The sequence below is a fragment of the Streptomyces sp. NPDC037273 genome, assembly GCF_055603625.1.
In genome coordinates this window covers 264,623-287,986 of sequence record NZ_JBVJVO010000008.1, presented here as the reverse complement: position 1 = coordinate 287,986, position 23,364 = coordinate 264,623, and the positions used below count along the sequence as shown (strand labels likewise).

18 protein-coding genes and 1 tRNA gene are annotated in these 23,364 nt (G+C 72.4%); 9 read left to right on the top strand and 10 right to left on the bottom strand.

Features of this window, described 5'->3' with window-relative positions; genetic code table 11:
- Window positions 1-32 precede the first annotated feature (32 nt).
- The 3 genes from ACZ7G1_RS22925 to ACZ7G1_RS22915 all read right to left on the bottom strand — a co-directional run bounded on the left by ACZ7G1_RS22925 (window position 33) and on the right by ACZ7G1_RS22915 (window position 4,809).
- Window positions 33-2,606 (bottom strand): ABC transporter permease, encoded by a 2,574-nt coding sequence (locus ACZ7G1_RS22925; RefSeq protein WP_470877429.1) that lies wholly within the window; start codon window positions 2,604-2,606, stop codon window positions 33-35.
- On the bottom strand, window positions 2,603-3,391 hold the full coding sequence (locus ACZ7G1_RS22920; protein ID WP_470877430.1) for an ABC transporter ATP-binding protein: 789 nt from the start codon (window positions 3,389-3,391) through the stop codon (window positions 2,603-2,605). The genes ACZ7G1_RS22925 and ACZ7G1_RS22920 overlap by 4 nt, the downstream gene beginning before the upstream one ends.
- A gap of 236 nt (window positions 3,392-3,627) precedes the next feature.
- Complete coding sequence (locus ACZ7G1_RS22915; RefSeq protein ID WP_470877431.1) at window positions 3,628-4,809, bottom strand: FG-GAP-like repeat-containing protein; 1,182 nt, start codon at window positions 4,807-4,809, stop codon at window positions 3,628-3,630.
- A 199-nt stretch (window positions 4,810-5,008) separates the two neighbouring features.
- Between ACZ7G1_RS22915 and ACZ7G1_RS22910 the strand changes: the two genes are divergently transcribed.
- A complete protein-coding gene (locus ACZ7G1_RS22910) occupies window positions 5,009-6,574 on the top strand; it encodes an MFS transporter (RefSeq protein WP_470877432.1) in 1,566 nt (521 codons plus the stop codon).
- Between the two features lie 17 nt (window positions 6,575-6,591).
- Here the strand turns inward: ACZ7G1_RS22910 and ACZ7G1_RS22905 are convergent, their stop codons facing one another.
- Together ACZ7G1_RS22905 and ACZ7G1_RS22900 are read right to left on the bottom strand one after the other, a co-directional pair.
- Window positions 6,592-8,889 carry an FG-GAP repeat domain-containing protein gene (locus tag ACZ7G1_RS22905; protein WP_470877433.1) on the bottom strand — a complete coding sequence of 766 codons (2,298 nt, stop codon included), beginning with the start codon at window positions 8,887-8,889 and terminating at the stop codon, window positions 6,592-6,594.
- A 124-nt stretch (window positions 8,890-9,013) separates the two neighbouring features.
- A complete protein-coding gene (locus ACZ7G1_RS22900) occupies window positions 9,014-10,270 on the bottom strand; it encodes an MFS transporter (protein ID WP_470877434.1) in 1,257 nt (418 codons plus the stop codon).
- 77 nt (window positions 10,271-10,347) lie between these two features.
- On the opposite strand from ACZ7G1_RS22900, the gene ACZ7G1_RS22895 reads away from it, so the two are divergent.
- The gene (locus ACZ7G1_RS22895; protein WP_470877435.1) at window positions 10,348-11,199 is read left to right on the top strand and encodes an ArsR/SmtB family transcription factor; all 852 of its coding nucleotides are present in this window, start codon (window positions 10,348-10,350) and stop codon (window positions 11,197-11,199) included.
- 32 nt (window positions 11,200-11,231) lie between these two features.
- On the opposite strand, the gene ACZ7G1_RS22890 is transcribed toward ACZ7G1_RS22895, so the two are convergent.
- The 4 genes from ACZ7G1_RS22890 to ACZ7G1_RS22875 all read right to left on the bottom strand — a co-directional run bounded on the left by ACZ7G1_RS22890 (window position 11,232) and on the right by ACZ7G1_RS22875 (window position 16,271).
- Window positions 11,232-11,612, bottom strand: a complete 381-nt coding sequence (locus ACZ7G1_RS22890) for a VOC family protein (protein WP_470877436.1) — start codon at window positions 11,610-11,612, stop codon at window positions 11,232-11,234.
- An 11-nt stretch (window positions 11,613-11,623) separates the two neighbouring features.
- Window positions 11,624-12,580 carry a cellulose-binding protein gene (locus ACZ7G1_RS22885; RefSeq protein WP_470877437.1) on the bottom strand — a complete coding sequence of 319 codons (957 nt, stop codon included), beginning with the start codon at window positions 12,578-12,580 and terminating at the stop codon, window positions 11,624-11,626.
- Window positions 12,581-12,730: 150 nt separating this feature from the next.
- Window positions 12,731-15,268 carry an SUKH-4 family immunity protein gene (locus ACZ7G1_RS22880; protein WP_470877438.1) on the bottom strand — a complete coding sequence of 846 codons (2,538 nt, stop codon included), beginning with the start codon at window positions 15,266-15,268 and terminating at the stop codon, window positions 12,731-12,733.
- A gap of 7 nt (window positions 15,269-15,275) precedes the next feature.
- The gene (locus tag ACZ7G1_RS22875) at window positions 15,276-16,271 is read right to left on the bottom strand and encodes an SMI1/KNR4 family protein (RefSeq protein WP_470877439.1); all 996 of its coding nucleotides are present in this window, start codon (window positions 16,269-16,271) and stop codon (window positions 15,276-15,278) included.
- A 247-nt stretch (window positions 16,272-16,518) separates the two neighbouring features.
- Between ACZ7G1_RS22875 and ACZ7G1_RS22870 the strand changes: the two genes are divergently transcribed.
- Window positions 16,519-17,031: a YwqJ-related putative deaminase gene (locus tag ACZ7G1_RS22870; protein ID WP_470877440.1), complete on the top strand. Its 513-nt coding sequence runs from the start codon at window positions 16,519-16,521 to the stop codon at window positions 17,029-17,031.
- An 8-nt stretch (window positions 17,032-17,039) separates the two neighbouring features.
- Window positions 17,040-17,531 (top strand): SUKH-3 domain-containing protein, encoded by a 492-nt coding sequence (locus ACZ7G1_RS22865; protein WP_470877441.1) that lies wholly within the window; start codon window positions 17,040-17,042, stop codon window positions 17,529-17,531.
- Window positions 17,532-17,549: 18 nt separating this feature from the next.
- Here the strand turns inward: ACZ7G1_RS22865 and ACZ7G1_RS22860 are convergent, their stop codons facing one another.
- Entirely contained in the window at window positions 17,550-18,884 is a 1,335-nt protein-coding gene (locus tag ACZ7G1_RS22860) for a sensor histidine kinase (protein WP_470877442.1), read from the bottom strand.
- Between the two features lie 129 nt (window positions 18,885-19,013).
- On the opposite strand from ACZ7G1_RS22860, the gene ACZ7G1_RS22855 reads away from it, so the two are divergent.
- The 5 genes from ACZ7G1_RS22855 (at window position 19,014) to ACZ7G1_RS22835 (ending at window position 23,343) form a co-directional block, all read left to right on the top strand.
- Window positions 19,014-19,757, top strand: a complete 744-nt coding sequence (locus tag ACZ7G1_RS22855; RefSeq protein WP_470877443.1) for a transposase — start codon at window positions 19,014-19,016, stop codon at window positions 19,755-19,757.
- 18 nt (window positions 19,758-19,775) lie between these two features.
- Window positions 19,776-19,849, top strand: a tRNA-Gln gene (locus ACZ7G1_RS22850).
- A gap of 106 nt (window positions 19,850-19,955) precedes the next feature.
- The gene (gene glmU / locus ACZ7G1_RS22845) at window positions 19,956-21,401 is read left to right on the top strand and encodes a bifunctional UDP-N-acetylglucosamine diphosphorylase/glucosamine-1-phosphate N-acetyltransferase GlmU (protein WP_470877444.1); all 1,446 of its coding nucleotides are present in this window, start codon (window positions 19,956-19,958) and stop codon (window positions 21,399-21,401) included.
- A gap of 127 nt (window positions 21,402-21,528) precedes the next feature.
- A complete protein-coding gene (locus ACZ7G1_RS22840; RefSeq protein ID WP_141302919.1) occupies window positions 21,529-22,503 on the top strand; it encodes a ribose-phosphate diphosphokinase in 975 nt (324 codons plus the stop codon).
- Between the two features lie 255 nt (window positions 22,504-22,758).
- Window positions 22,759-23,343, top strand: a complete 585-nt coding sequence (locus ACZ7G1_RS22835; protein WP_470877445.1) for a 50S ribosomal protein L25/general stress protein Ctc — start codon at window positions 22,759-22,761, stop codon at window positions 23,341-23,343.
- The last annotated feature ends 21 nt before the right edge of the window (window positions 23,344-23,364 follow it).

Genomic DNA, 23,364 nt, shown 5'->3' with positions numbered 1-23,364 from the left:
CACCGGGGCCGTACCGCTGCGGGCGGGGGGCGCTACTCGCTCGCGATCGCGTTCAGGACGTTCATCCGGCCGGCCCGGAAGGCCGGGACCAGGGCCGCGAAGAGGCCCACGAAGGCCGATCCGACGAAGACCGTGAGGATCGTCGGCCACGGGATGTCCAGGACGCCGAGGCCCTCCAGGGCGAGGAGCTTCTGGGCGGCGGTCCCCCAGCCCATGCCGAGGCCGAGGCCGAGGAGGGCGCCGAAGAGGGCGATGACCACCGACTCCAGGCGGATCATGCGGCGCAGCTGGCGGCGCGAGAGGCCGATGGCCCGCATGAGGCCGATCTCCCGGGTCCGCTCGACCACGGAGAGGGCGAGGGTGTTCACGACGCCGAGGACGGCGACGACGATCGCCAGGGCGAGGAGCCCGTACACGATGTTGAGCAGCTGGCCGACCTGGTCCTTGAGCTCCTCCTTGTAGTCGGCCTGGTTGCTCGCCTTGTACTGGGGGTAGGCGGCGAGCGCGTCCTTGACCGCCTGGTAGGCCTGGGTCTCCTGGCCGTCCTTGGCGCTGGCGAGCAGGAGCAGGCTGTGCGGCATGCGGTCGGCGGGGACGTACTCGGCGAGGGTGTCGACGCTGATGTACATCGCGCCCTTGTCGACCTGCCCGGTGTCGGCGGTGATCGCCGCGACCTTCAGCTTCGCGCTCTCGCCGCCCTTGAAGGCGAGGGTGAGGACGTCGCCGACCTTGACGCCGTGCTCGGTGGCGTAGTCGCTGCCGACGGACATCGCGCCCTTGCCGTAGGCGTCGGCGAGCTTGCCCGCGGTGATCTCGCGGCGCAGGTCCTTCGGGTACGTCGGGTCGGTGGCGGCCAGGTCGGCCGTGGTGGTCCTGCCGCGCGGGTCGGTGACCTTGGCGTCGACCCACCGGTACTCGGTGACGTGGTCGAGGCCGGGGACCTTCTCCAGGGCGGCCTGCGCCTGCGGCACGATCGGCTGCCCGGTGCCGGACTGCACGATGAAGTCGGCGCCGACGGACCGGTCGAGCTCTTCCGTGGCCGAGGCGACCATCGAGGAGCCGACGACCGACAGACAGGCGACGAGCGCGAGGCCGATCATCAGGGCGGCGCCGGTGGCACCGGTGCGGCGCGGGTTGCGCAGCGCGTTCCGCTCGGCCATCCGGCCGACCGGGCCGAAGATCCGCAGGACGACGACGCCCAGGACGCGGACGACTCCGCCCGCGAGGAGCGGGCCGACGACCACGAAGCCGAGGAGCGAGAGGACGACGCCGAGGCCCAGCCACAGGGAGCCGGGTCCGGCCTCGGCGGCGCGGGTCGCCGTCCACAGCGCGGCCGCTCCGGCGGCGGTCAGGGCGAGGCCGAGCCCGCCCCGGATCCATCCCGCCTTGCCGTCGGCGGGGGTGCCGGCGTCGCGGAGGGCGGCCATCGGGGAGACCTTGCCGGCCCGGCGGGCCGGGATGTAGGCGGCGAGGACGGTGACGACGATGCCGAGGACGAGGCCGACGACCGGGGTGGTCCACTTGACGGTCAGGTCGCGGGTGGAGAGTTCCATGCCCACCGCGGACATCAGCTTCATCAGGCCGACGGCGAGTCCGACGCCCGCCGCGACACCGGCGACGGAGCCGACGACGCCGAGGAGCACCGCCTCGACGAGGACGGAACGGTTCACCTGCTTGCGGCTCGATCCGATGGCCCGCAGGAGGCCGATCTCGCGGGTGCGCTGGGCGACCAGCATCGAGAAGGTGTTGACGATGAGGAAGATGCCGACGAGGAAGGCGATCCCGGCGAAGCCGAGCATCGCGTACTTCATCACGTCGAGGAAGCCGGCGACGTCCTCGCGGCCCGCGTCGGCGGTCTCGGCGGCGGTCTTCAGCTTGTAGCCGTCGCCGATCGCGGCCGCGATGCCGGCCTTGAGGGTCTCGTCGCTGACGCCCGGCTTGGCGTCGGCGGTGATCTCGGTGAACAGGCCTTCCTTGCCGAGCAGTTCGCGCTGGGCGGTGGCGGTGTCGAAGTAGACGACGGTGGCGCCCGGGTTGGTGACCTTGAAGTCGACGATGCCGGAGATCTTCGCGGTGAAGTCGCCGGTGACCGCGATGGTCCGCAGCGGGTCGCCGATCTTCAGGTGGTGCTTCTCGGCGGTGGCGCCGTCGACGACCACGTCGGTGGGGCCGCGCGGCTCGTGGCCGGAGACCAGTTCCACCGAACGCAGCTCGTTGGGCGTCCAGTTGACGGCGATGGTGGGCGCGCCGCCGGTCGGGCCGACGTTCTTGTTCCGCCCGTCCACGACCGTGACGCTCGTCGAGGCGACCGAGCCCTGCGCGGCCTGGACGCCGTCCGCCTTCCGCACCTGCTCCACGAGCGCGGCGGGGAGGGCCTCGGGGCGGCCGGTCTGCGGGGTCTCGTCGTTGCCCGCCGCGTTCTTCGGGCTGACGGTGACGTCGGAGGCGGTCACGGCGAACAGCTTGTCGAACGTCGTGTTCATGGTGTCCGAGAACACCAGGGTGCCGCTGACGAACGCGACGGAGAGCAGGACGGCGACGGCGGAGAGCGCCATGCGGCCCTTGTGCGCGAAGAAGTTGCGCAGCGAGGTCTTCAGGACGCTCATGACGTCCGCCCGCGCGCGTCGAAGTCCTTCATGCGGTCGAGCACGGCGTCCGCGGTGGGGCGCAGCATCTCGTCCACGATCCGCCCGTCGGCCAGGTAGAGCACCCGGTCCGCGTACGAGGCGGCCACCGGGTCGTGCGTGACCATGACGATCGTCTGCCCCAGCTCGTCCACCGACGTCCGCAGGAAGCCCAGCACCTCGGCGCCGGCCCGCGAGTCCAGGTTTCCGGTCGGCTCGTCACCGAAGATGATCTCCGGCCTGGCCGCGAGGGCGCGGGCCACGGCGACCCGCTGCTGCTGGCCGCCGGACAGCTCGTTGGGCCGGTGCTTCAGCCGCTCGGAGAGCCCGACGGTGTCCACGACCCGCCGCAGCCACTCGGCGTCCGGCTTCCGCCCGGCGATGTCCATCGGCAGCGTGATGTTCTCGATCGCGCTGAGCGTCGGCAGCAGGTTGAACGCCTGGAAGATGAACCCGATCCGGTCCCGGCGCAGCTGCGTCAGCTTCTTGTCCTTCAGACCGGTGATCTCGGTCTCGTCGAGGAAGATCTGCCCGCTGGTCACGGTGTCGAGGCCCGCCAGGCAGTGCATCAGGGTCGACTTGCCCGAACCCGACGGCCCCATGATCGCGGTGAACTGCCCGCGGGCGATGTCCACGTCCACGGCGTCCAGCGCCACCACCCGGGTCTCCCCCGAGCCGTACGCCTTCACGACCTGACGCGCCCGCGCGGCCACGGCGGTGCTCTCTCCCGTACCCCCGTGCTTGGGGATGGTCACAGCCGAAGTCACGTTTCTCTCCTTGGAGCGGTGGGTTGGCTTTGTAGGTTCCAGTTAAGAACCCGCCCCCCTCCCTCCACCTCCTCCGCCGGTACCAACCACCCCTGCCCCGTATGGGGGAGCTTCCCCTAGGGGATGTCCACCTGAAGCACGCCCCTCGCCCTGCCGCCGCCCCTTCCGGCCGCGCTGATCGCGCCGGACACGCGTGAGGGGCCTCCACCCGGGGGTGGAGGCCCCTCACTCCTGGCTCAGAAGGCGCCGTTCAGATGCCACCAGTCGCCGCCGCCGAGCCAGTCGCCCGCTCCGAGGCCGCCCGTGCCCTTGCCCTCGTACCGGTACAGCCTGCGGGATTCGACCTGCGTCGCGATGAGGTCCGCACGGCCGTCGCCGGACCAGTCGCCGTTGCCGATGAGCATCGTCATGCCGTTCCAGCCGCCGGTGCCGACCAGGACACGCGCACCGAGCGCGCCGGACTTGCCCGGGTAAAGCCAGAGCTTGCCCGTCGACGCCTCGCGGGCGTAGAGGTCGACCCGGCCGTCCCCGTTCATGTCACCGACGCCCACCAGCGCGTTCATCCCGTTCCAGCCGCTGCCGAGCAGCTTGCGCGCGCCCAGGGCGCCCGTGGAGGTGCCCGGGTACAGCCACAGCTTGCCGGTGGACCTCTCCACCGTCAGCAGGTCGGACCGGGCGTCGCCGGTCAGGTCGCCGAAGGCGGCGATCCGGCTCATGGCGTTCCAGCCGCCCACGCCGATCAGCTTGCGCGCGCCGAGCCCGCCCGTCCCGGTGCCGGGGTAGAGCCACAGCTTGCCGGTGGCCTTCTCGCGGACGATGACGTCCTCGCGCCCGTCACGGCTGAAGTCACCGTGCCGGACCATGGCGTCGAAAACGTTCCAGCCGCCGGTGCCGACCAGCTTGCCGCTGCCGTCACCTGGCAGGAACCACAGCCGTCCGACGAGGTCACGGACGAGGACGTCCGAGCTCCGGTCACCGTTCATGTCACCGAAGGCGGCCGCCTTGGGCGAGGTCTCCGAGATCCAGTGCGGGTACGCGGGCCCCTCACACTCCCGGAGCGTAGGGACGATCTTCACCGAGCTGACGGAACGGCTGGCGATGCTGGTCGAGTAGCCGTCGTTCCCGTACCGCCCGGCGGCGTCCTCGAAGTTCGGCTCGTCGAAGGTGCAGGCGAACCCCGAGGTGCGGTTGATGATCAGGCGGAACTTGTTGTCCCACGTGCCCAGCGTCGCCTTGCTCGACTGCGTCTTGAACATCGGGCCCGTGGAGTCGCCGTCCCCCCAGGCGCAGAAGTAGCCCGTGGGGCAGTCGCTGACCGCTGCCTGTGCGGGGGCAGTTCCCACGCCGAGCAGGGCGGCCGAGGTGAGTCCCAGCGCGACGGCCGTGGAGGCCAGTCGCCGGAACAGAGGTATGCGCATGAATTCCCTCCCGAAGCACGGCGCGTGCACATTCTCGATGCGCGCCGCAGCCAGGAAGGTATCCGTGTCCGCCACGCCGCTGCCACGCGGTTCTCAAGCGGAGCCGACCGGTCCGTGCGCCCTGGGGGTTCCTAGGACCCGGGTACGGGTGAGACCCTGGCGGGCAAACATTTAGGTGTACGAAGAAAGGGATTGCGCGGTGACCGAGTCCTCCACGACACCGGCGGGCACCCCCGCCGGTAAGGCCGGGCCCACCGCCCCCGCTCCCGGCTCACCGGCGGCCGCCCGCCGCGGGCCCGTCGTCGCCGCGCTGATGCTCACCATGGGGCTGGCCGCGATCGACGGCACGATCGTGTCGACGGCCGTGCCGCAGATCGTCGGGGACCTGGGTGGACTGGCGGTGTTCTCCTGGCTGTTCTCGGGGTATCTGCTCGCGGTGACCGTCACGCTGCCGGTGTACGGGAAGCTCAGTGACACCTTCGGACGGAAGCCCGTGCTGATCGCCGGTGTGGTCCTCTTCGTCATCGGCTCGGTGCTGTGCGCGGCTGCGTGGAACATGGCGTCGCTCATCGCGTTCCGGGTCGTGCAGGGCTTCGGTGGGGGCGCGCTGCAGGGCACCATTCAGACCATCGCGGCCGATCTCTATCCGCTGAAGGAGCGTCCCAAGATCCAGGCGAAGCTGTCCTCGGTCTGGGCGGCGTCGTCCGTCGCGGGTCCGGCGGCCGGCGGTCTGTTGGCCGGATACGCGGACTGGCGCTGGATCTTCCTGGTCAACCTGCCCGTGGGGCTCGTCGCGCTCTGGCTGATCGGCCGGAACCTGGTCGAACCGGCCCGCACGACGCCCCGCGAACGCGTACGCATCGACTGGGCCGGAGCGCTCGCCATCTTCGGCACCGGCGCCCTGCTGCTCACCGCGCTCGTCCAGGGCGGTGTCGCGTGGCCCTGGCTGTCGGCGCCCTCCCTGGGCCTGCTCGGCGGAGCCGCCGTACTCGCCGGCGTCACGGTCCTCGTCGAGCGCCGCGCCGCGGAACCGATCATCCCCGGCTGGGTCTGGCGCCGCCGCGCGATCGCCGCCGTGAACCTCGCCCTCGGCGCCCTCGGCCTCCTGATGGTCGCGCCGATGGTCTTCGTCCCCACCTACGCCCAGTCCGTCCTCGGCCTCGGCCCCATCGCCGCCGGCTTCGTCCTCTCGGTGATGACGCTCAGCTGGCCCGTCTCCGCCGCGTTCTCCAACCGGGTCTACACCCGCATCGGCTTCCGTCTCACCGCCGTCCTCGGCATCTCCGGCGCCCTCCTCGTGCTCCTCGCCTTCCCCCTGCTCCCCTTTCCCGGCGAACCCTGGCAGCCCGCCCTCCTCATGCTGCTCCTCGGCGCTGCCCTCGGCCTCTTCCAACTCCCCCTGATCGTCGGCGTCCAGTCGACCGTCCCCTACGAGGAACGCGGCACCACCACCGCGTCCGTCCTGTTCTGCCGCCAGGTCGGCCAGAGCGTCGGGGCGGCCGTGTTCGGCGCCCTCGCCAACGCCGTCCTCGCCTCCCGCCTCGGCGGCGGCGACCTCGACTCCTTCGCCGACGCCCTCGACGCACCCGCCGGTCTCACCGCCGAGACGGCCGGCCACCTCCGCGAGGCCGTCGACGCCGCCGTGGACTACGTCTTCCTCGCCGCCGCCTCCGCCGCCGCCCTCGCCCTCCTCGTCCTCCTCACACTGGCGCCGCGCCGCTTCCCCGTCCTCACGGAGGAGGGGGAGCGACGCGGCGCGGAGTGAAGGAAGCGAGGGAGGGGCTAGAAGGCGGCGTCGATCCCGTGCCCCGGCTGGACCAGGTCGTTGCGTACCGCGCCCTTGAAGGGCGCCCGCCAGTCCCCCGTACCCGCGTAGAGGTACGACGAGCTGCCGTTGGTCCCGAGCAGGTCCGGGCGCCCGTCGCCGTTGGCGTCCCCGAGGCCGACGATGTCGGTGTACGCGTTCCAGCCGCCGCCCAGCCTGACCCGCGGCGCGAAGGTGCCGTTGCCGAGGCCGAGGTACATCCAGAGGACACCGTCCTTGTCCCGGGCGACGAGGTCGCCGGCGGGCGCGCCGGCGATGTTGCCGGTCGCGGTGATCTGGTTGTACGTGCCCCAGCCGGAGCCGATCTTCTTGCGGGCGCCGAGCGGGGAGTTGACGTTTCCGGTGCCGGGGTAGAGCCACAGGCCGCCGGACTTGTCCGTGGCCAGGAGGTCGGGCTTCCCGTCGTTCGTCAGGTCGCTGCCACCGGCGATCCGGTCGTAGACCTGCCAGCCCGTGCCGATCCTCGTACGCCCCGAGAACGGCTTGTCCCCGGCTCCGGTGCCCTGGTACAGCCAGAGCGCCCCGTTCCGCTCGCGGGCGACCGTGTCGGCCACCGGCGTGCCCGCGATGTTCCCGACGGACTCCATCCGGTCGTAGGCCTGCCAGCCGGTCCCGACCGGCAGCCCGCCCGTCGCCTTCACGTTGTCGCCGGCCGGCGTCCGCACCGTGCCGACGCGCCGCAGCTCGCCGTCGCCCGAGCGGACGAACAGGTCGGGGGTCCCGTCGTCGTTGTAGTCGTGCGCGGCCACGGGCCGCGTCACGGTGAAGCGGCCGGTCGCCTTGAGCTCCGGACCGATGCCCTCGTCCGGGCGGGCGGTGAGCACCCACTCGTACTCGCCGTTGGGCGCGGTCCCGAGGTCCGGGCCACCCTCCAGGCTCTTCCCGTCCCAGCGCCAGGTGACCCGGCGCGGCGTCCCGGGGGCGGCGGACGAGACGGGCCACTCGTGGTAGACGCTCGTACGGCTGCGCACATGCGTCAGCGTCAGCCACACGCGGCTGTCCGCCCGGGAGAGGTCCCAGCCGAAGTCGACCCCGCGCTCGGTCTGTTCGCCGGTGAGCGCCTTCGGGGCGTCGGAGCCGGTGAGCGTCACGACGGTCGACTGGCCGGTGCCCGCGACCCGTTCGACCTCGGGTCGGCCGCCGTCGGCGCGCGGCGAGACCCGGTAGAGGCCCTCGCCCTGCTCGGCGGTGCCGCCGCGCACCAGGAGGCTGCCGCCGGGGCCCGCGACGGCGGAGGAGAACGCGGTGAGGAGGACGGCCTTCTCGCCGGTCTCGACGGACTGGACGGTGAAGGGGCGCTTGGTGGGGTTCGCCCCGCCGTCGAGGTCGGTGGACTCGCTGATGTGGGCCTGCTGGCCGGACGCCAGCCAGCCGCCGACCAGGTACAGCGGGTCGGAGACCTCGGCGTCGGTGTCCGGGATCCACTTCCGCGTGGTGGTGCCGCGCTTGAGGGCGACGACCCCGTGGCTCCCCAGCCGTGCCTCGCGCCAGGCCACGTGGGTGGCGGAGACGGCTCCGTCCCAGGCCCACTGGTCCTTGTCCTGGGCGAGCCAGGTGTCGGTTCCCGAGGCGAGATCGACGAGGATCTTGGCGGAGCCCCGCCAGTCGCCGATCTTGCAGTCGTAGAGCGCGGAGCCGGTGTCGGTCCAGCCGTTGTCGTAGGGCGCGTCGCAGTCGACGTCGGGCCCGCCGACCAGCTTGCGGAGCTTCGGCGTGCCTCCGGCGAGCAGGGCGGCGTCGAGCGTGACGGCGTACTGCACCCCCTTGCCGTTCTCGCTCCGCGCGAGGAGCAGGTTGTCGCCGGCGAGGCCCGCGTAGAAGTAGCCGTCGCCGAGCGCGTCGAGATCCAGCTTCACCGGCACGGCGGCCGCGGCGGGGGTCGACAGGTCGTGGACCCACATCACCCGGCTGACGGCCGCGTCCGACCGGTCCACGCTGACGGCCAGGTCCGAGCCGCCGCCGGCGGCGAAGGTGCCGGGCAGCACGGTCGACGAGCCTCCCGCGTACCAAGTCCAGCGGTACTCGGGCGACTTGCCGCGCGTCTTCGACAGGAAGCCGCTCGGCCCCGCGCCGACGACGTCCGCGTCGAGCGGGAAGGCCACAGGGGTCAGCTGCGGGCCGTCCTGCTCGGCGACGGGCGCGGGCGCGGGTGCGGCCGTGGCGGGGAGCGTGGTGAGTGTGCCGCCGGTGGCGGCGAGGACGATGGTGACGGCGGCGGCCGCGAGACGACGGCCGCGTGCGCGTTCGAGGTGCATATACGGGTTCCCTCCCTGGACTCAGGAGGTTAACGGCCGCCCCTCTCACCTCACCCGCCACCCCCGTCACTCCCCCCGCAGCCCCCGTCACCTCACCCGCCCCCCATCACTCCCCGCCGCCCCGTCACCTCGCCCGGCGCCCCCGTGCCACCAGCGGCAGCAGGGGGAGCACCGCGAGGAGCTCGCCCAGCGCTCCCGCCCACAAGGCCGTCCGGACGCTCGCGTACTGGCCCAGGAGGCCTCCGAGGAGGGCGCCGAGCGGCATGCAGCCCCAGACGACGAAGCGGAAGGTCGCGGTGACGCGGCCGAGGAGGGGCGCGGGGGTGAGGCGCTGGCGGAGGGCCACGGAATGGATCTTGAAGGTCATGAAGGCGGTCCAGCCGAGGCCCTGGAGCACGCAGGCCACGGCGAACCGCCCGTCCGCCTGGAAGAACGGCAGCGCGAGCAGCCACAGCACCCCGCTCACCACCACGGACGCGCACATCGCGCGGAGCTCGCCGAACCGGGCGGCGATCCTGGCGGTGAGGAGGCTGCCGAGGAACCCGCCGAGCGCCTCCGCCGTGAACACGAGCCCGCACAGGAACGGCGAAAGCCCGAGGTCCCCCGACAGGAGCACGAGAAGCATCGACGCGCCGATCGTCCCGCACAGGTTCGAGACCGCCGCGGCCACCGTGAGCGCCCGCAGCAGCCGGTGCCGGAACACGAACCGCAGCCCCGCCGCGATCTCCTCCCGCAGCCGCGCCCCCTGGACCTTCTCCGGCTTCGGGTCCGGGCGGCGGATCCGCGACAGGAAGAGGGCCGAGACGAGGAAGCTCGCCGCGTCGGCGACCAGCGCCACCGGTGCCGTCACCGCCGCGACGAGCGCGCCCGCGACCCCGGGACCGCCGGCCGCCGTGACCGTACGGCTCGCCTCCAGGGACACGTTCGCCTCCACGAGGCGGTCCTCGTCGACCAGCCGGGGCAGTTGGCTCTGGTACGCGATGTCGAAGAAGGCCGTGCAGACGGAGAGCCCGAAGGCCACCCCGTACAGCTGCGGCAGCGTCAGCACACCGAGCCAGGCCGCCGCCGGCAGCGTGGCGAGCAGCACCGCCCGGCCCACGTCCCCCGCGATCATCACCCGCCGGCTCCGCATCCGGTCCACCCACGCCCCCGCCGGCAGCCCGAGCAGCAGAAACCCCAGGTACTCGCACACCACGAGCAGCCCCACCTCGAACGGCGACGCGCCGAGCGGCCCGATCGCCACGAGCGGCAGCGCCAGGACGGTGATCGCCGTACCCGCCTGGCTGACGGTGTCGCCGACCCACAGCCGACGGAAGTCCGGCAGCCGCAAGAGGGCCCGGCGCGCGGGGGATTCATGGGTTTCAACGGTGGTGGTGGTCATGTCGGCGAACATCACCACCCACGGCCTCGGCCCACCATTGTTTTAGGCTGGGCGAAAACCTCACGGGGGAGGGAACGGTGGGAGAGATACGGTTCGGGGTCGACGACCTGGCCCAGCTGCGGTTCGCCCTGTCGCCCCTCCGGGAGTCCGTCGCCGCCCTGCGCGCCTCCGCCGACCCGGGACGCCACGCACTCCATCTCCCGTGGATCAAAAGGGCGTTGACCGTGGGGCCGGAGCGTACGGCCCTGCTCCCGCACCTCGCGGAACTCGAAGCGCACGTCCCTCCCCCGCGCTGTCCGCTCGCCGAGATCGAGGAGGAACTCGCCGCCTTCGCGGGTCCGGCGGAACGGACGTCCGCCCTGCTCGCCTGGTGGGAGGCCGGGATACGCCCGTACTGGCCCCGGATCAGGGCCGTCCTGGAGGCGGATCTGGCCTACCGCACCCGGCAGCTCGCCGAGGACGGCATCCAGGAGGTCTTCGCCCACCTCCACCCGAGCCTGCGCTGGGCCGACGACCGGCTCGCCTGGGCCGGCCTCCCGAAGGGGAGCCTCGCGCTCGACGGCCGGGGGCTGACGCTCGCCCCGAGCGCCTTCGCGAACCAGTGCGTCCTGCTGCCCGCGCGGGAGGGCGTACCGCCCTGCCTCGTCTATCCGGTGCGCGCCGTCGGCACGTTGTGGGAGCGCGGCGCCGAGCCGGGCGACGGACTCGGCCGCCTCCTCGGCCGCAGCCGGGCCGGCCTCCTGAGCCGTACCAGCACACCGACCACCACCACGGGCCTCTCCGAGCAGACCGGCCTCAGCCCCGGCGCGGTCTCCCAGCACCTCTCCGTCCTCCGCGCCACCGGCCTCGTGACCTCGCACCGCTACCGCCGCGAGGTCTACTACCGGGCCAGCGAACTCGGCCTGGCCCTGCTCGGCCGGCCCGACTAGGGCCTGTCCGTCCCTGATCCGCCGGGCAGGCTCTAGGAGGCGGCGGGGCCCGGGAGCGTCAGGCAGAACGGGTGGCCCGCCGGGTCCAGGACCACCCGCCACCGGTCCGGCCGGGGCTGCGTCTCCGGGACGGTGGCGCCCCACTCCACGAGCAGCGCCGCCGCCTCGTCGAGGTCGTCGACGTCGAAGTCCAGGTGGAGCTGTTGCGGGACGTCCTGCCCGGGCCAGGTCGGCGGCCGGTAGCCGTCCACCCGCTGGAAGCCGATGAAGAACCCGCCGTCCGGGTCGCGCAGCCCGGCGAACTCGTCGTCGGAACGGTCGGCGAGGGGGATGCCGGTGGCGCGGTGGTAGAAGTCGGCGAGGGCCATGGGGTCGGCGCAGTCGAGAGTGACGGCCGTCAGCTTCATGATCATGGCCGGGGAGCCTACTGGGGATCGGCGCGCTCGCCGGGCTCGTCTCGCTCGTCGGGCTCGTCTCGTTCGCCGCGCGCGTCCGGCGCGTCCGGCGCGTCCGGGTCGTCGGTGGGGGCCGGGCGGCCGGTGAGGGCGGCGAGGGAGTTGCGGATGTGTTCCATGTGGGAGTGGATCTCGTCGCGGGATTCCTCGTGCTCGCGGAGTATCCGCTCGGTCTCGCGCTCGACGCGCTCGCCCTTCATGCGGGCCTCGGCGAGGATCTCCCCGGCGCGGGCCTCGGCGTCCTCCTGGCCGTGGCGGGCCTGTTCCTCGGTCTCGGCGAGGGCGCGCTGGGCCTCGGCGAGGCGTTCCTCGGCGTGGGCGACGAGCTCGTCGTGGCGGGCGTCGAGGTCGGCGGCCTTGCCCTCGGCCGTACGGTCGGCCTCGTCGCGCGCCGCCGACTGTTCGGCGCTCTGGGCGGCGAGGAGTTCCGCCGAGCGGCGCTCGGTGTCCTCGAAGGCCTCGCGGGCGGCGGTCCGCTGTTCGCCGGTGTCGCGGCGGGCGTCGGCGGCCAGTTCGGCGGCCCGCTCGCGGGCGGCCTTCAGGGTGGCGCCGGCGGCGGCCTCCGCTGCGGCGCGGACGCCTTCGCCGTACGCGCGGGCCGCATCGGCCGCCTCCGTGGCCGCCGCGTCGGCGGCCTCCGCGAGGGCCTGCGCCTCGGCCTCGGCGGCGCGGACGAGCTTCTCGTCCTCCTGCTCGGCGAGGTGCAGGATCTGCTGGGCGGCCTCGCCCAGGGACTCGTACCGCTGGGGTGCGAGGCCCTCGACGGCGGCCCGCAGCCGGGCCGCCTCCGCCTCCATCTCCTTCGCGAGTACGGTGAGCCGCGCCGCCCGCTCCCAGGCACCGTCGCGCTCCTCGGAGAGTGCGGCGACGAACCGGTCGACCTGCTCGGGGCGGTACCCCCGGCCCCGTCCGACAGCGAAACTCATCCTCGACGCCCCTTCCCGTATGGCCTCAAACGTCAAGGATGCGCCATCAGAACGGACAAAAGGCGCCCAACGTGCACGCACGTCGAGCGCCTTTCGTCACATTCCGCCCGCCTTCGACTACAGAAGACCGGGGGAAGACCGGGGGAAGACCTACAGAAGGCCGTCCCACATCTGCTCCAGGAGCACCGACCACCAGGTCTCCGGCGACGCCAGCGCCTGCGGGTCGAGCATCGCCAACTGCGCCTGGAAGTCGACCGTCCAGCGGCCCGCCTGCTCCGGGTTGAGCCCGAACCGCAGCCGCCACATCCGGCCGAGCAGCGCCATCGAGCGCGTGAACTCCGGCAGACCGGTGTTCACGAACTGCGGGGGCACCGGCTGCCCGCCAGGACCGGCCTCCACCGGCACCGCCACGATGTGCGCGGTCCCGTACTGGACACAGATCGCCCGCCCGAAGTCCGAACCGAGCACCAGGTACGAACTCGCGTCCGCCGCCGCCGCGACCTGCCGCTGCGCCGCCAGCTCCGCCAGCGTCGGCACCACCGGCACCGCCGGCTGCGCCCAGAAGAACGGACCGAAGTCCGCCGGCAGACCCGCCCACACCAGCGTCCGCGCCACGAGCTCCGGCACGCCCTGCCGCGACACCGCACGCTGGTCGAACCGGAGGACTCCCGGACCGAACGCCCCGGCCAGCTCCTGCGCGATCGCCTCCGGCGGGACCGGCGGCGCCGGCTGCACCTGCGGCAGCGGAGCCCGCACCGGCGCCGGCCGCGCGGGACCGTCCGCGACCTGGTGCAACTCGCCCTGGTGGGTGATCAGTTGCCGCATGCCCTGCTGCCGTCCCGCGTGATCACGGCCGTACGGCGCGATGCTCGTGATCCGCGCCTGCGGCCACGTCTCGCGGATCATCCGCGCACAGTAACCACCCGGCAGCTCACACGACTCCAGCTCCGTGTGCAGTTCGAGCACCTGCTGCGGCGGCACGTTCATCGCCCGCAGCTCGTGCAGGATCTGCCACTCCGGATGCGGCGTCCCCGGCGCCGAACGCCGGATGATCTGCGCCTCCGAACCGTCCGGCGCCCGGTACCGCAGCACCGCCTGGTACCCCGGACCCACCGTCGGCTGCCCGGTCGGCTGCGGATACCCGTACGCCGGAGGCGCCGCCGGACCCGGCTGCGCGGGCGGCGGCATGTGCCCGTGCAGCGGCGGCGCCGGCGCGGGCGGAGGCGGCGGAGTCCCCGGACCGCCAGGACCGGGATGCGCCAGCATCGTCGCCGCGTGCGCGATCCCGCCCGGAGGCGTACCCGGCACACCCGGCGGCGGCGGAGGCGGCGGAGGCGCACCAGGACCACCCTGGTTCGGATGCGCCAGCATCGTCGCCGCGTGGTGCACCGGCTGCGGCGCGGCCGGCGCCGGCGGCGGACCGGGCGGACCCGGCGGCTGGATGCCCTCGGGCCCCAGCGCCGACACCAGCTGCGTCGGGATGTACGCCCCCGCCGCCGGCGTCCCACCCGGCGTGCCCGGCGCGCCCGGCGGCGGAGGCGGCGTCGGCCCCGCGGCCTTCGGCGCCACCGTCGCCTTGCTCGTCGCCGCGTCCGCGATGTCCCCCGCGCCCGGCGCCGACGGCGGTGCCGCCGGTCCGGCCTGCGGAGGCACCGGCGCCTGGGCCGGCGGCGCCGGCGGGCTCGCCGGCGCACCGTCCGGCCGCCCCGCGGCCGGGTCGAGCCGCGGCGCCACCGCCGTCGGCGGCAGCGCGCTGCCGCCCTTCATCAGCGCGGTCGGCGCGTCCGCGCCCACCGAGGGCGGCGGCGCGTCCTCGTCGTCCGTCCCCGACAACGGCGGCGCGAACACCGTCGCCGGCAACGGCACGGCCCCGTCCGCCCCACCCGCGCTCGCGTTCGCGTCCACCCACGGCCCGCTCATGGACGGCGAAGCCGGCAGAGGCGCGGGAGGCGGCGGCGTGGCGGGCACGGCCGGCGCGGCCGGCGCGGCCGGCGGGTCCTGCGGCGCGGCGGCCACGGGCACGTCGGCCGGAGGCGCGGCCGGGGCCGCGGGCGCGTCGGCCGGAGGCGCGACGGGGGCCACGGGCGCGGCCGCCGCAGGCGTGGGCGCGGGGGTGGCCGGGACGCCGTCCATGGCGGTCGGCTCGTAAGCGGAGCCGGACGCGTCGAGACCGGCGCCCTCGCTCGTGTCGGCCCGCGACGAGGCCACCGAAGCCGAAGCCGAAGGCGCCGCCGCGCTCACCGGGGCCGAGGAGTCCTCGGAGGGCGCGGAGGAAGTACCGCTCTCCTGGGAGGCGTTGGCGCCGACCGGCGGGAGGCCGATCTTGTCGGCGGCGTCCTGCAACCACTCCGGCGGGCTGAGCAGGAAGGAAGTCTGATTGAGGTCGATGCGGGCGGCGGGGACGGCCGCCTGCGCCGGAACGTCGTCGGCGGAGCCGTACTCCTCCTCGTACCGGCGGATCACCTCGCCCACGGGAAGGCCGGGCCACAGCGTGGCCTCACCGCTGTCACGGGCGATGACCAGCCGCTGACGGCCGCCGTCGGACGTCGGACCGCCCTCGCGGTCCTCCGCCCACACGACGAACCCCAGCTCGAACTCCCGGACCCGCACCTCACGGTGCTGGTACGACGGCAGCTCACCGTTGATCCACTCCTCGGCGCGCTCCTGCGCCTGCGCGAAGGTCACCACAGCCAGCTCACTCCCCTACCGGGACCACGGGCACGGCGCGCGCGAAGCCGCCGTCCACCATCAGGTTCGCGACCGTCTCCAGCTCGGGCGGATTGCCGGCGAGCCGCTGCAGGAACGCGTCGAAGTCCGCGCCGCACGGCAGCAGCAGCCGCTCCACCCGCTCGGCGACCGACCAGGCGGCCGCGGCCTCGCCGGAGTCCCGCGCGTCGTCGTACGCGCAGAACCAGACCGAACCGACACCCTGGCCGCGCACCTTGATCGCGACGAGACCGCCCTGGACGAAGGCGACACCCAGGTAGTCCTTCGTCAGGTGATCGCGCAGACACTTGTTGACGTAGACGAGGTCGTTGACACCCGCCTCCTCGCGCACCGTGAAGAACGGCTGGTCGACGAGGAGCCCCAGCTCCGCGTCGAGCGCCGCGCCCACCGGCGCACAGCCACCCGCCGCCTTCAGAAACGTGCGGTACGGCCCCGGCAGCCGGTAACCCAGGTCCTCCTCGACGCCCTGCAGCTGCGACTCCGAGACCGACACCAGACCCTTCGGCAGCCCGAAGTGCGCGGGCCGGGTCTCCTGGAGCGGACGCGTGCCGCGCTTCGACTGGTCGACGGCCGCCGTCGCCACTCCACCGTGGTGGCGCAGCAGCGCCTTCACCTCCACCGGCACCAGCTCCATGCGGCGGCTGCGCGCCACGTGGTGCCAGGTCCAGCCGTGCGGGGTCGCCACGGACGGGATCGTGTCCCACAGTTCATGACCGGTCGCGGCCATCGCCGCGTTCGCCGACACATAGTCGGTGAGCCGCAGCTCGTCGACGCCGAAGCCCTCCGGCGGTTCGGCGATCTCCGCCGCCGCGCGCGCGTACGGCGAGAAGTCCGGGTGACCGTGCTCGTCGACCCGCACCCCTCGGGGATGGCGGGAAGCGCGGACCGGGTCCGGGAAGTGCACGACCTGCCCGGCGTAGGCCGCGTTCGGTGGCGCGGTGTGCCCGAGCCGACCTGTCGTCATGGCGGTTGCCCCCTGCACTGGCGTCGCTGACTGCTACTACCGACTGATCCCGCACAGCCTATGCGCTGCCACAAGACCCGTAACGGCCCCCGTCCGACGGTGACCAAGTGTCACGACGCCATGACAGTCGCACCATGATTCCGACACACCGAAGCGGCGTTCGCCCGCCCCAGCTTCCCCATATGGCTCCCTATTTGGCAGGCTGTCCACGCAACTCGGGGGATTGCAGGAGGGGAAGACCAGCACCATGCACACCGCAACGACGCCCACACAGGGTGACCCACGCCTCAACTGGAGCAGCAGCGCCGAGGCCACGCGCGCGCCGTTACTGCGTCACCGCCGCGACGGAATCCTCCCCACCGTCGGCGCCGCCCTCTCCGTACGCGGGGAGACCCTCACGTGCACCGCGGGCCGCGGCGACACGCCGCCCGTCCTGCACGCCCTCGTCCAGGACTTCCTCGACACCCTCACGAGCGGCCAGCGGGAACGCTTCACCGGCCGATGTCCGGAGGCGATCCTGCTCTCCCGGCACCTCACCGACACCGAGAACGCCCGCTCCAAGCGCGCCCAGCGCAAGGCACTCACCCACGGCGAGGCCCGCCGCTCCCTCAAGCACGCCAAGCTCACCGCACGGCGCATCCGGGAGGACGGCGACCCGCTGCACGGCAGCTACGCCGCTCCCTGCCGTTCCTGTACGGCGATGCTCGCCCACTTCGGCGTCCGCGCCGTCGACCCCACCACGCCTGTCGAGAACGGCTGACCGCCCCCATGCCCGACCACCTCAGCACCACCCGCTTCCCCGTCAACGTCGACGCCGCCCTCCGCGAGGCCGGCTGGCAGCCCGGCCGCTGGGACATCAAGCTCGCCGAGGAGTGGGCCGACGCCCTGCGCGCCCACGTCTCCCCCGCCGGCCACCGGCACAGCGTCTTCCCGGCCGCGGTCGAGGCATGGGCGGAGTTCGGCGGCCTGCGCATCACCGCGCCCGGGCACGGGCGGCAGATAGCGCCCGCGACCGTCCGCTTCGACCCGCTCGCCGGCCTCCACCTCTCCCGCACCCTCGCCGACCTCGGCCGCGCCCTCGACACCGAGCTCGCCCCGCTCGGCGAGGAAGGCGACCACCAGGCCGTCCTCGCCATGGACGTCGAAGGCCGCGTCTACAGCCTCGACCACGCCGGCGACTGGTACCTCGGCAAGGACATCGACGCCGCCCTCGCCACCCTCGTCACCGGCGCCCACCCCACCCGCCTCTCCGCGCACTGAGGGGCACGAGGCCGGGGCTCACGCCCCGTCCGGGCGCTCCACCGGCAGGACCGCCGACACCCGGAAGCCACCGGCATCCGTAGGACCCGAGACGAAAACACCGCCGAGCCGCAGCACGCGCTCACGCATGCCGACCAGACCGTTCCCCCCGCTCGGCAGGCACACGTCCGCGGTACCGGTATCCGAAGGACAGGGCCCGTTCTCCACCTGCATCGCGATCTCGGCCCCCCGGTGCGCGAGACGCACGACCACCGACGCACCGACCGCGTGCTTGTGGACGTTGGTCAGGGCCTCCTGCACCACGCGGTACGCGGTCCGCTCGACCTCGGGGACATACGGCCGCGCCTCCCCGATCACCAGCAACTCGACCACCGCCCCCGCCAGCCGCGACTGCTCGCACAAGTCCTCCAACGCGTCGAGGCACGGCCCCTCGTCCGCCGCCGCCTCCGCGGCCGCGGCAGCGGCACGGCCGACCGCCGCGAGCGGCACCGGGGCCGGAGCCGGAGCCGCCGGGGCGGAACCCTCGCGCAGGACGCCCAGCATTTCGCGCAACTCCGTCAGAGCCTGCCGCCCCATGTCACCCACCAGCGCCGCGTTCCGCACGGCCTTCTGCGGATCCTTCAGCGCCACCGCCTGCAGAGCGGCCGCATGGACCACCATCAGCGACACCCGGTGCGCCACCACGTCGTGCATCTCCCGGGCGATCCGCGTGCGCTCCTCCTGCCGCGCCCACTGCGCCCGCTGCTCCGCCCGGTCCGCGAGCAGCGACAACTCCTGCTCCAGACTGTCGGCGCGCTCCCGGAGACTCTCCATCAGACGGCGCCGAGCGCCTATGTAGAGGCCGAAGAGAACAGGCGGCGCGTTCAGCCCCAAGGTCATGAAGAGCGCCACCACCGGTACGTACCAGCCACTCGGGTCGATGTCCGGCGGCCCCGCGTCGACCTGCGCGACGTCCTGCCGCATCCGCACCACGGTCACCACGAACACCGCGACCGTCGACATCCCCGCCAGCACGGCCGTGATCCTGCGCGGCACCTCCGAGGCGGCGAGCGAATACAGCCCGACGATCCCCATCAGAAAGCCCATCTCGGCCGGCGCCACCGCGATCGACACCAACACCACCGCGATCGGCCACCGCCGCCGCACCAGCAGCACGGACCCCACGACCAGCCCGAACACCACCCCGACGGGCACCGGCACCCCGGCCTTGTCCGCGAACCCGATCCCCTCGATCGCGCACTCCAGGGCCGACACCACCGCCAGCCCCACATCCAGCACGGCCCCCCGCGCCCTCCCCCACCACCACCATCCCCCGACGCCCCCAGCGCCCCGGTCTGCCCCCGTTGTGGTCATACCCACCACCCTACGGGCGAGCCCCGCCCACCCGCGCTCGCCGTCAACGTCCCGCACATCAGTCCCTCGAACTGTTGAATCGTCCGCATTTTCGACCCGGACGTCCGCATTCCGGACGACCGTGTCCCTATGACATCCACCACCCCCAAGTACGCCGACTTCGAAAACCTGCGCAGGACCAAGCGTCCGAACGCCAAGGACGACCTCCGCGCCCGCGCCCGCGAGCTACGCCTCCAGGGCATGACCTACGACCAGATCCAGGTCGAACTCGGCTGTTCGAAGAGCTCGATCTCGCTCTGGGTACGAGACCTGCCGAAACCGGCACGGAATCGGACGAAGGAAGAAGCGTCGGAGATCGCCAAGCGGGGCTGGGAGCCGACCCTGCGCCGACGCGAGGCGGAGCGCCAGGCGGCCAAGCACGCAGCGGCCGACGAGATCGGCGCGCTTTCGGACCGCGAACTCTTCCTGCTGGGGGTGGGCCTCTACTGGGCAGAGGGCACGAAGGACAAACCGCACGCCCGACGCGAACGCGTGACGTTCGTGAACAGCGACCCCGGAATGATCCGGGTCTTCTCCGCCTGGCTCGACCTCCTCGGCGTCCCGCCCGAGCGGCGGCGGTACTGCGTGATGATCCACGAGACAGCGGACGCGGCCGAGGCCGAGCAGTACTGGGGCGCCCTCGTCGGCGCCGACCCCTCACGCTTCGGCAAGACAGCGATCAAGCGGCACAGCCCCCTGACCAACCGCAAGAACGTGGGCACCGACTACCACGGCTGCCTCACGATCCGAATCCTGGGAAGTGTCGATCTCTACCGTCGCATCGAAGGCGCCTGGTGCGGCATAGTAGGGGCGGCTACTGCACCCGGTCACTGAAATCGGGCAAAGCGGTAATCCCGGATCGTCTAAGGGCAGGACAAATGGTTTTGGTCCATTGAATGAGGGTTCGAATCCTTCTCCGGGAGCCACGCGTTGCGGGTCCTGACCGTCCAGGTCAGGACCCGCACTCATGTCCGTGCCCTTGCCCCCCGGTATCCTGCGTGGGTCCACCACACAAAGCCGAAGGGCATTTCCGTGAGCGCCAAACGCCCGGCAGCCGTCGTCGTCCTCGCAGCGGGTGAGGGCACCCGGATGAAGTCGAAGACTCCCAAGGTCCTGCACGAGATCGCGGGGAGGTCGCTCGTGGGGCATGTCGTGTCCGCCGCGCGGGAGCTGGAGCCCGAGGACCTGGTCGTGGTCGTGGGGCATGCCCGGGAGAAGGTGACGGGGCACCTGGAGGAGCAGTACGCGGGGACGCGGACGGCGGTCCAGGAGGAGCAGAACGGCACTGGGCACGCGGTGCGGATGGCGCTGGAGGAGCTGGGCAAGGCGCCGGACGGGACCGTGGTGGTGGTGTGCGGTGACACGCCGCTGCTGTCCGGGGAGACGCTGCGGGCGCTGGCCGCGACGCACGCGGCCGACGGCAACGCCGTGACGGTGCTGACCGCCGAGGTACCGGACTCGACCGGTTACGGCCGGATCGTCAGGGACGCCTCGGGCGCGGTGACGGAGATCGTCGAGCACAAGGACGCCTCGGACGCGCAGCGCGCGATCCGGGAGATCAACTCGGGTGTGTTCGCGTTCGACGGCCGGCTGCTGGCGGAGGCCCTCGGTCAGGTGCGGACGGACAACAGCCAGGGCGAGGAGTACCTCACCGACGTGCTGTCGATCCTGCGCGAGGCGGGTCACCGGGTCGGCGCGTCCGTGGCGGCCGACCACCGGGAGATCCTGGGGATCAACAACCGGGTGCAGCTCGCGGAGGCGCGGGCCCTGCTGAACGGCCGGCTGATCGAGCGGGCGATGCTCGCGGGCGTGACGGTGGTCGATCCGGCGAGCGTCTTCGTGGACGTGACGGTGACGTTCGAGCAGGACGCGGTGATCCTGCCGGGTACGCAGCTGCTGGGCGCGACGCACATCGGCGAGGACGCCGTGGTCGGCCCGAACACCCGTCTGACGGACACGACGGTCGGCAAGGGTGCCCGGGTGGACAACACGGTCGCCTACTCGGCCGTGATCGGCGAGAGCGCGTCGGTGGGCCCGTTCGCGTATCTGCGTCCGGGGACGAACCTGGGCAAGAAGTCCAAGGCCGGCACGTACGTCGAGATGAAGAACGCGACGATCGGCGAGGGCACGAAGGTCCCCCACCTGTCGTACGTGGGTGACGCGACGATCGGCGAGTTCACGAACATCGGCGCGGCGAGCGTCTTCGTGAACTACGACGGTGAGGCGAAGCACCACACCACGATCGGCTCTCACTGCCGTACGGGTTCGGACAACATGTTTGTGGCTCCCATCACCATCGGGGACGGTGCCTACACCGCCGCGGGGTCTGTGATCACGAAGGACGTGCCGGCCGGTTCGCTGGCGGTGGCCCGGGGCCAGCAGCGGAATATCGAGGGTTGGGTGGCCCGGAAGCGGCCCGGCAGCGCTGCCGCGCAGGCCGCTCAGGCCACCGCTGAGGAGTCCGCCGGCGAAAGCTGACCGGAAACGGGTACGTCGAACTCGGCGTACCGTGATACGTGCACACAAATTCGGCTGGTTCGCACATGCGCTCGCACTCGCAGGGCGTGGGATCGCGGCCAGAGAACACGTCTGAGGAGACAGTGCTGTGACCGGGATCAAGACGACCGGCGAGAAGAAGCTCATGCTCTTCTCCGGCCGCGCCCACCCCGAGCTGGCCGAGGAGGTCGCGCACCAGCTGGGCGTCGGTCTCGTTCCCACCAAGGCGTTCGACTTCGCCAACGGTGAGATCTACGTCCGCTTCCAGGAGTCGGCGCGCGGCGCCGACTGCTTCCTGATCCAGAGCCACACGGCTCCGATCAACAAGTGGATCATGGAGCAGCTGATCATGATCGATGCTCTGAAGCGGGCCTCGGCCCGGAGCATCACCGTGATCATCCCGTCGTACGGCTACGCCCGTCAGGACAAGAAGCACCGCGGCCGTGAGCCGATCTCGGCGCGTCTGGTCGCGGACCTGCTGAAGACCGCCGGTGCGGACCGCATCCTCACCGTCGACCTGCACACGGACCAGATCCAGGGCTTCTTCGACGGCCCGGTGGACCACCTGTCGGCCCTGCCGGTCCTCGCGGACTACGTGGGCGCCAAGGTCGACCGCGCCAAGCTGACGATCGTCTCCCCGGACGCCGGCCGCGTGCGCGTCGCCGACCGCTGGTGCGACCGTCTGGACGCGCCGCTGGCGATCGTCCACAAGCGCCGTGACAAGGACGTCGCCAACCAGGTCACCGTGCACGAGGTCGTCGGTGACGTGAAGGGCCGCGTCTGTGTCCTCGTGGACGACATGGTCGACACCGGTGGCACGATCTGCGCCGCCGCCGACGCCCTGTTCGCGCACGGTGCCGAGGACGTCATCGTGACGGCCACGCACGGCATCCTGTCCGGCCCGGCCGCCGACCGTCTGAAGAACTCCAAGGTCAGCGAGTTCGTGTTCACGGACACGCTGCCGGTTCCGGGCGCCCTTGAGCTCGACAAGATCACGGTCCTGTCGATCGCGCCGACGATCGCGCGCGCGGTGCGCGAGGTCTTCGAGGACGGTTCGGTCACGAGCCTCTTCGAGGAGCACTGAGCCGTCGCGGCTTGAAGCGAGGAGGGCCGTTTCCCCGTCCGGGGGAGCGGCCCTCCGCCGTGTCCGGGTGATCCAATTGGGTCGTGGCGGGGCGGGCCGGTAGACTGCCGTAGTTGCTCGGCGAGGGAGGCCGTACCGGTACGCGTGTCGTACAGGTCCACGGCGGTCCGTTATCGACGCGCTCTTCGTAGCAGGCCATCGCCAGTCGTGGCCGGGTGACCATTTTTTTCGTCACCTTTCTACGAGGAGTGCAGCATGTCCGAGGTCAAGATCGCCGCTTCCGTCCGTTCGGAGTTCGGCAAGGGCGCCGCCCGCGCCATCCGTCGTGACGCCCAGGTTCCCGCCGTCCTGTACGGCCACGGCTCGGAGCCGGTCCACCTGACCCTCCCGGCCCACGAGCTCGGCCTCGCGCTCCGTACGCCGAACGTCCTGCTGTCCCTGGACGTCGACGGCACCCACGAGCTGGCCATCCCGAAGGCCGTCCAGCGTGACGCCATCAAGGGCTTCCTGATCCACGTCGACCTGCTGCTCGTCAAGAAGGGCGAGAAGGTCACGGTCGAGGTTCCGGTCCAGGCCGAGGGCGAGCTCGCCGCCGGTGGCAACCTGCTGGAGCACGTGCTCTCCACCCTCTCCGTCGAGGCCGAGGCCACCCACCTCCCCGAGGCCGTCACGGTCTCCGTCGAGGGCCTGGAGGCCGGTTCCTCCGTCCTCGCCGGCGCCATCTCCCTGCCGTCCGGCGTGACCCTGGTCACCGACGCCGACGCCGTCGTCCTGCAGGTCCTGGCCGCGCAGGCCGAGGAGCCGGCCGCCGAGGCCGAGACCGAGGGTGCGGAGGCCTGAGCCGTAGGCTCTGTCTGACGT

Excerpts from the sequence above, each read along its gene's own strand:
- ACZ7G1_RS22855 (WP_470877443.1), top strand. The coding sequence starts at position 19,014 with ATGACATCCACCACCCCCAAGTACGCCGACTTCGAAAACCTGCGCAGG.
- ACZ7G1_RS22905 (WP_470877433.1), bottom strand. The coding sequence starts at position 8,889 with ATGCACCTCGAACGCGCACGCGGCCGTCGTCTCGCGGCCGCCGCCGTC.
- ACZ7G1_RS22890 (WP_470877436.1), bottom strand. The coding sequence starts at position 11,612 with ATGATCATGAAGCTGACGGCCGTCACTCTCGACTGCGCCGACCCCATG.
- ACZ7G1_RS22865 (WP_470877441.1), top strand. The coding sequence starts at position 17,040 with ATGCCCGACCACCTCAGCACCACCCGCTTCCCCGTCAACGTCGACGCC.
- ACZ7G1_RS22885 (WP_470877437.1), bottom strand. The coding sequence starts at position 12,580 with ATGAGTTTCGCTGTCGGACGGGGCCGGGGGTACCGCCCCGAGCAGGTC.
- ACZ7G1_RS22870 (WP_470877440.1), top strand. The coding sequence starts at position 16,519 with ATGCACACCGCAACGACGCCCACACAGGGTGACCCACGCCTCAACTGG.
- ACZ7G1_RS22900 (WP_470877434.1), bottom strand. The coding sequence starts at position 10,270 with ATGACCACCACCACCGTTGAAACCCATGAATCCCCCGCGCGCCGGGCC.
- ACZ7G1_RS22835 (WP_470877445.1), top strand. The coding sequence starts at position 22,759 with ATGTCCGAGGTCAAGATCGCCGCTTCCGTCCGTTCGGAGTTCGGCAAG.
- ACZ7G1_RS22875 (WP_470877439.1), bottom strand. The coding sequence starts at position 16,271 with ATGACGACAGGTCGGCTCGGGCACACCGCGCCACCGAACGCGGCCTAC.
- ACZ7G1_RS22860 (WP_470877442.1), bottom strand. The coding sequence starts at position 18,884 with ATGACCACAACGGGGGCAGACCGGGGCGCTGGGGGCGTCGGGGGATGG.
- ACZ7G1_RS22925 (WP_470877429.1), bottom strand. The coding sequence starts at position 2,606 with ATGAGCGTCCTGAAGACCTCGCTGCGCAACTTCTTCGCGCACAAGGGC.
- ACZ7G1_RS22915 (WP_470877431.1), bottom strand. The coding sequence starts at position 4,809 with ATGCGCATACCTCTGTTCCGGCGACTGGCCTCCACGGCCGTCGCGCTG.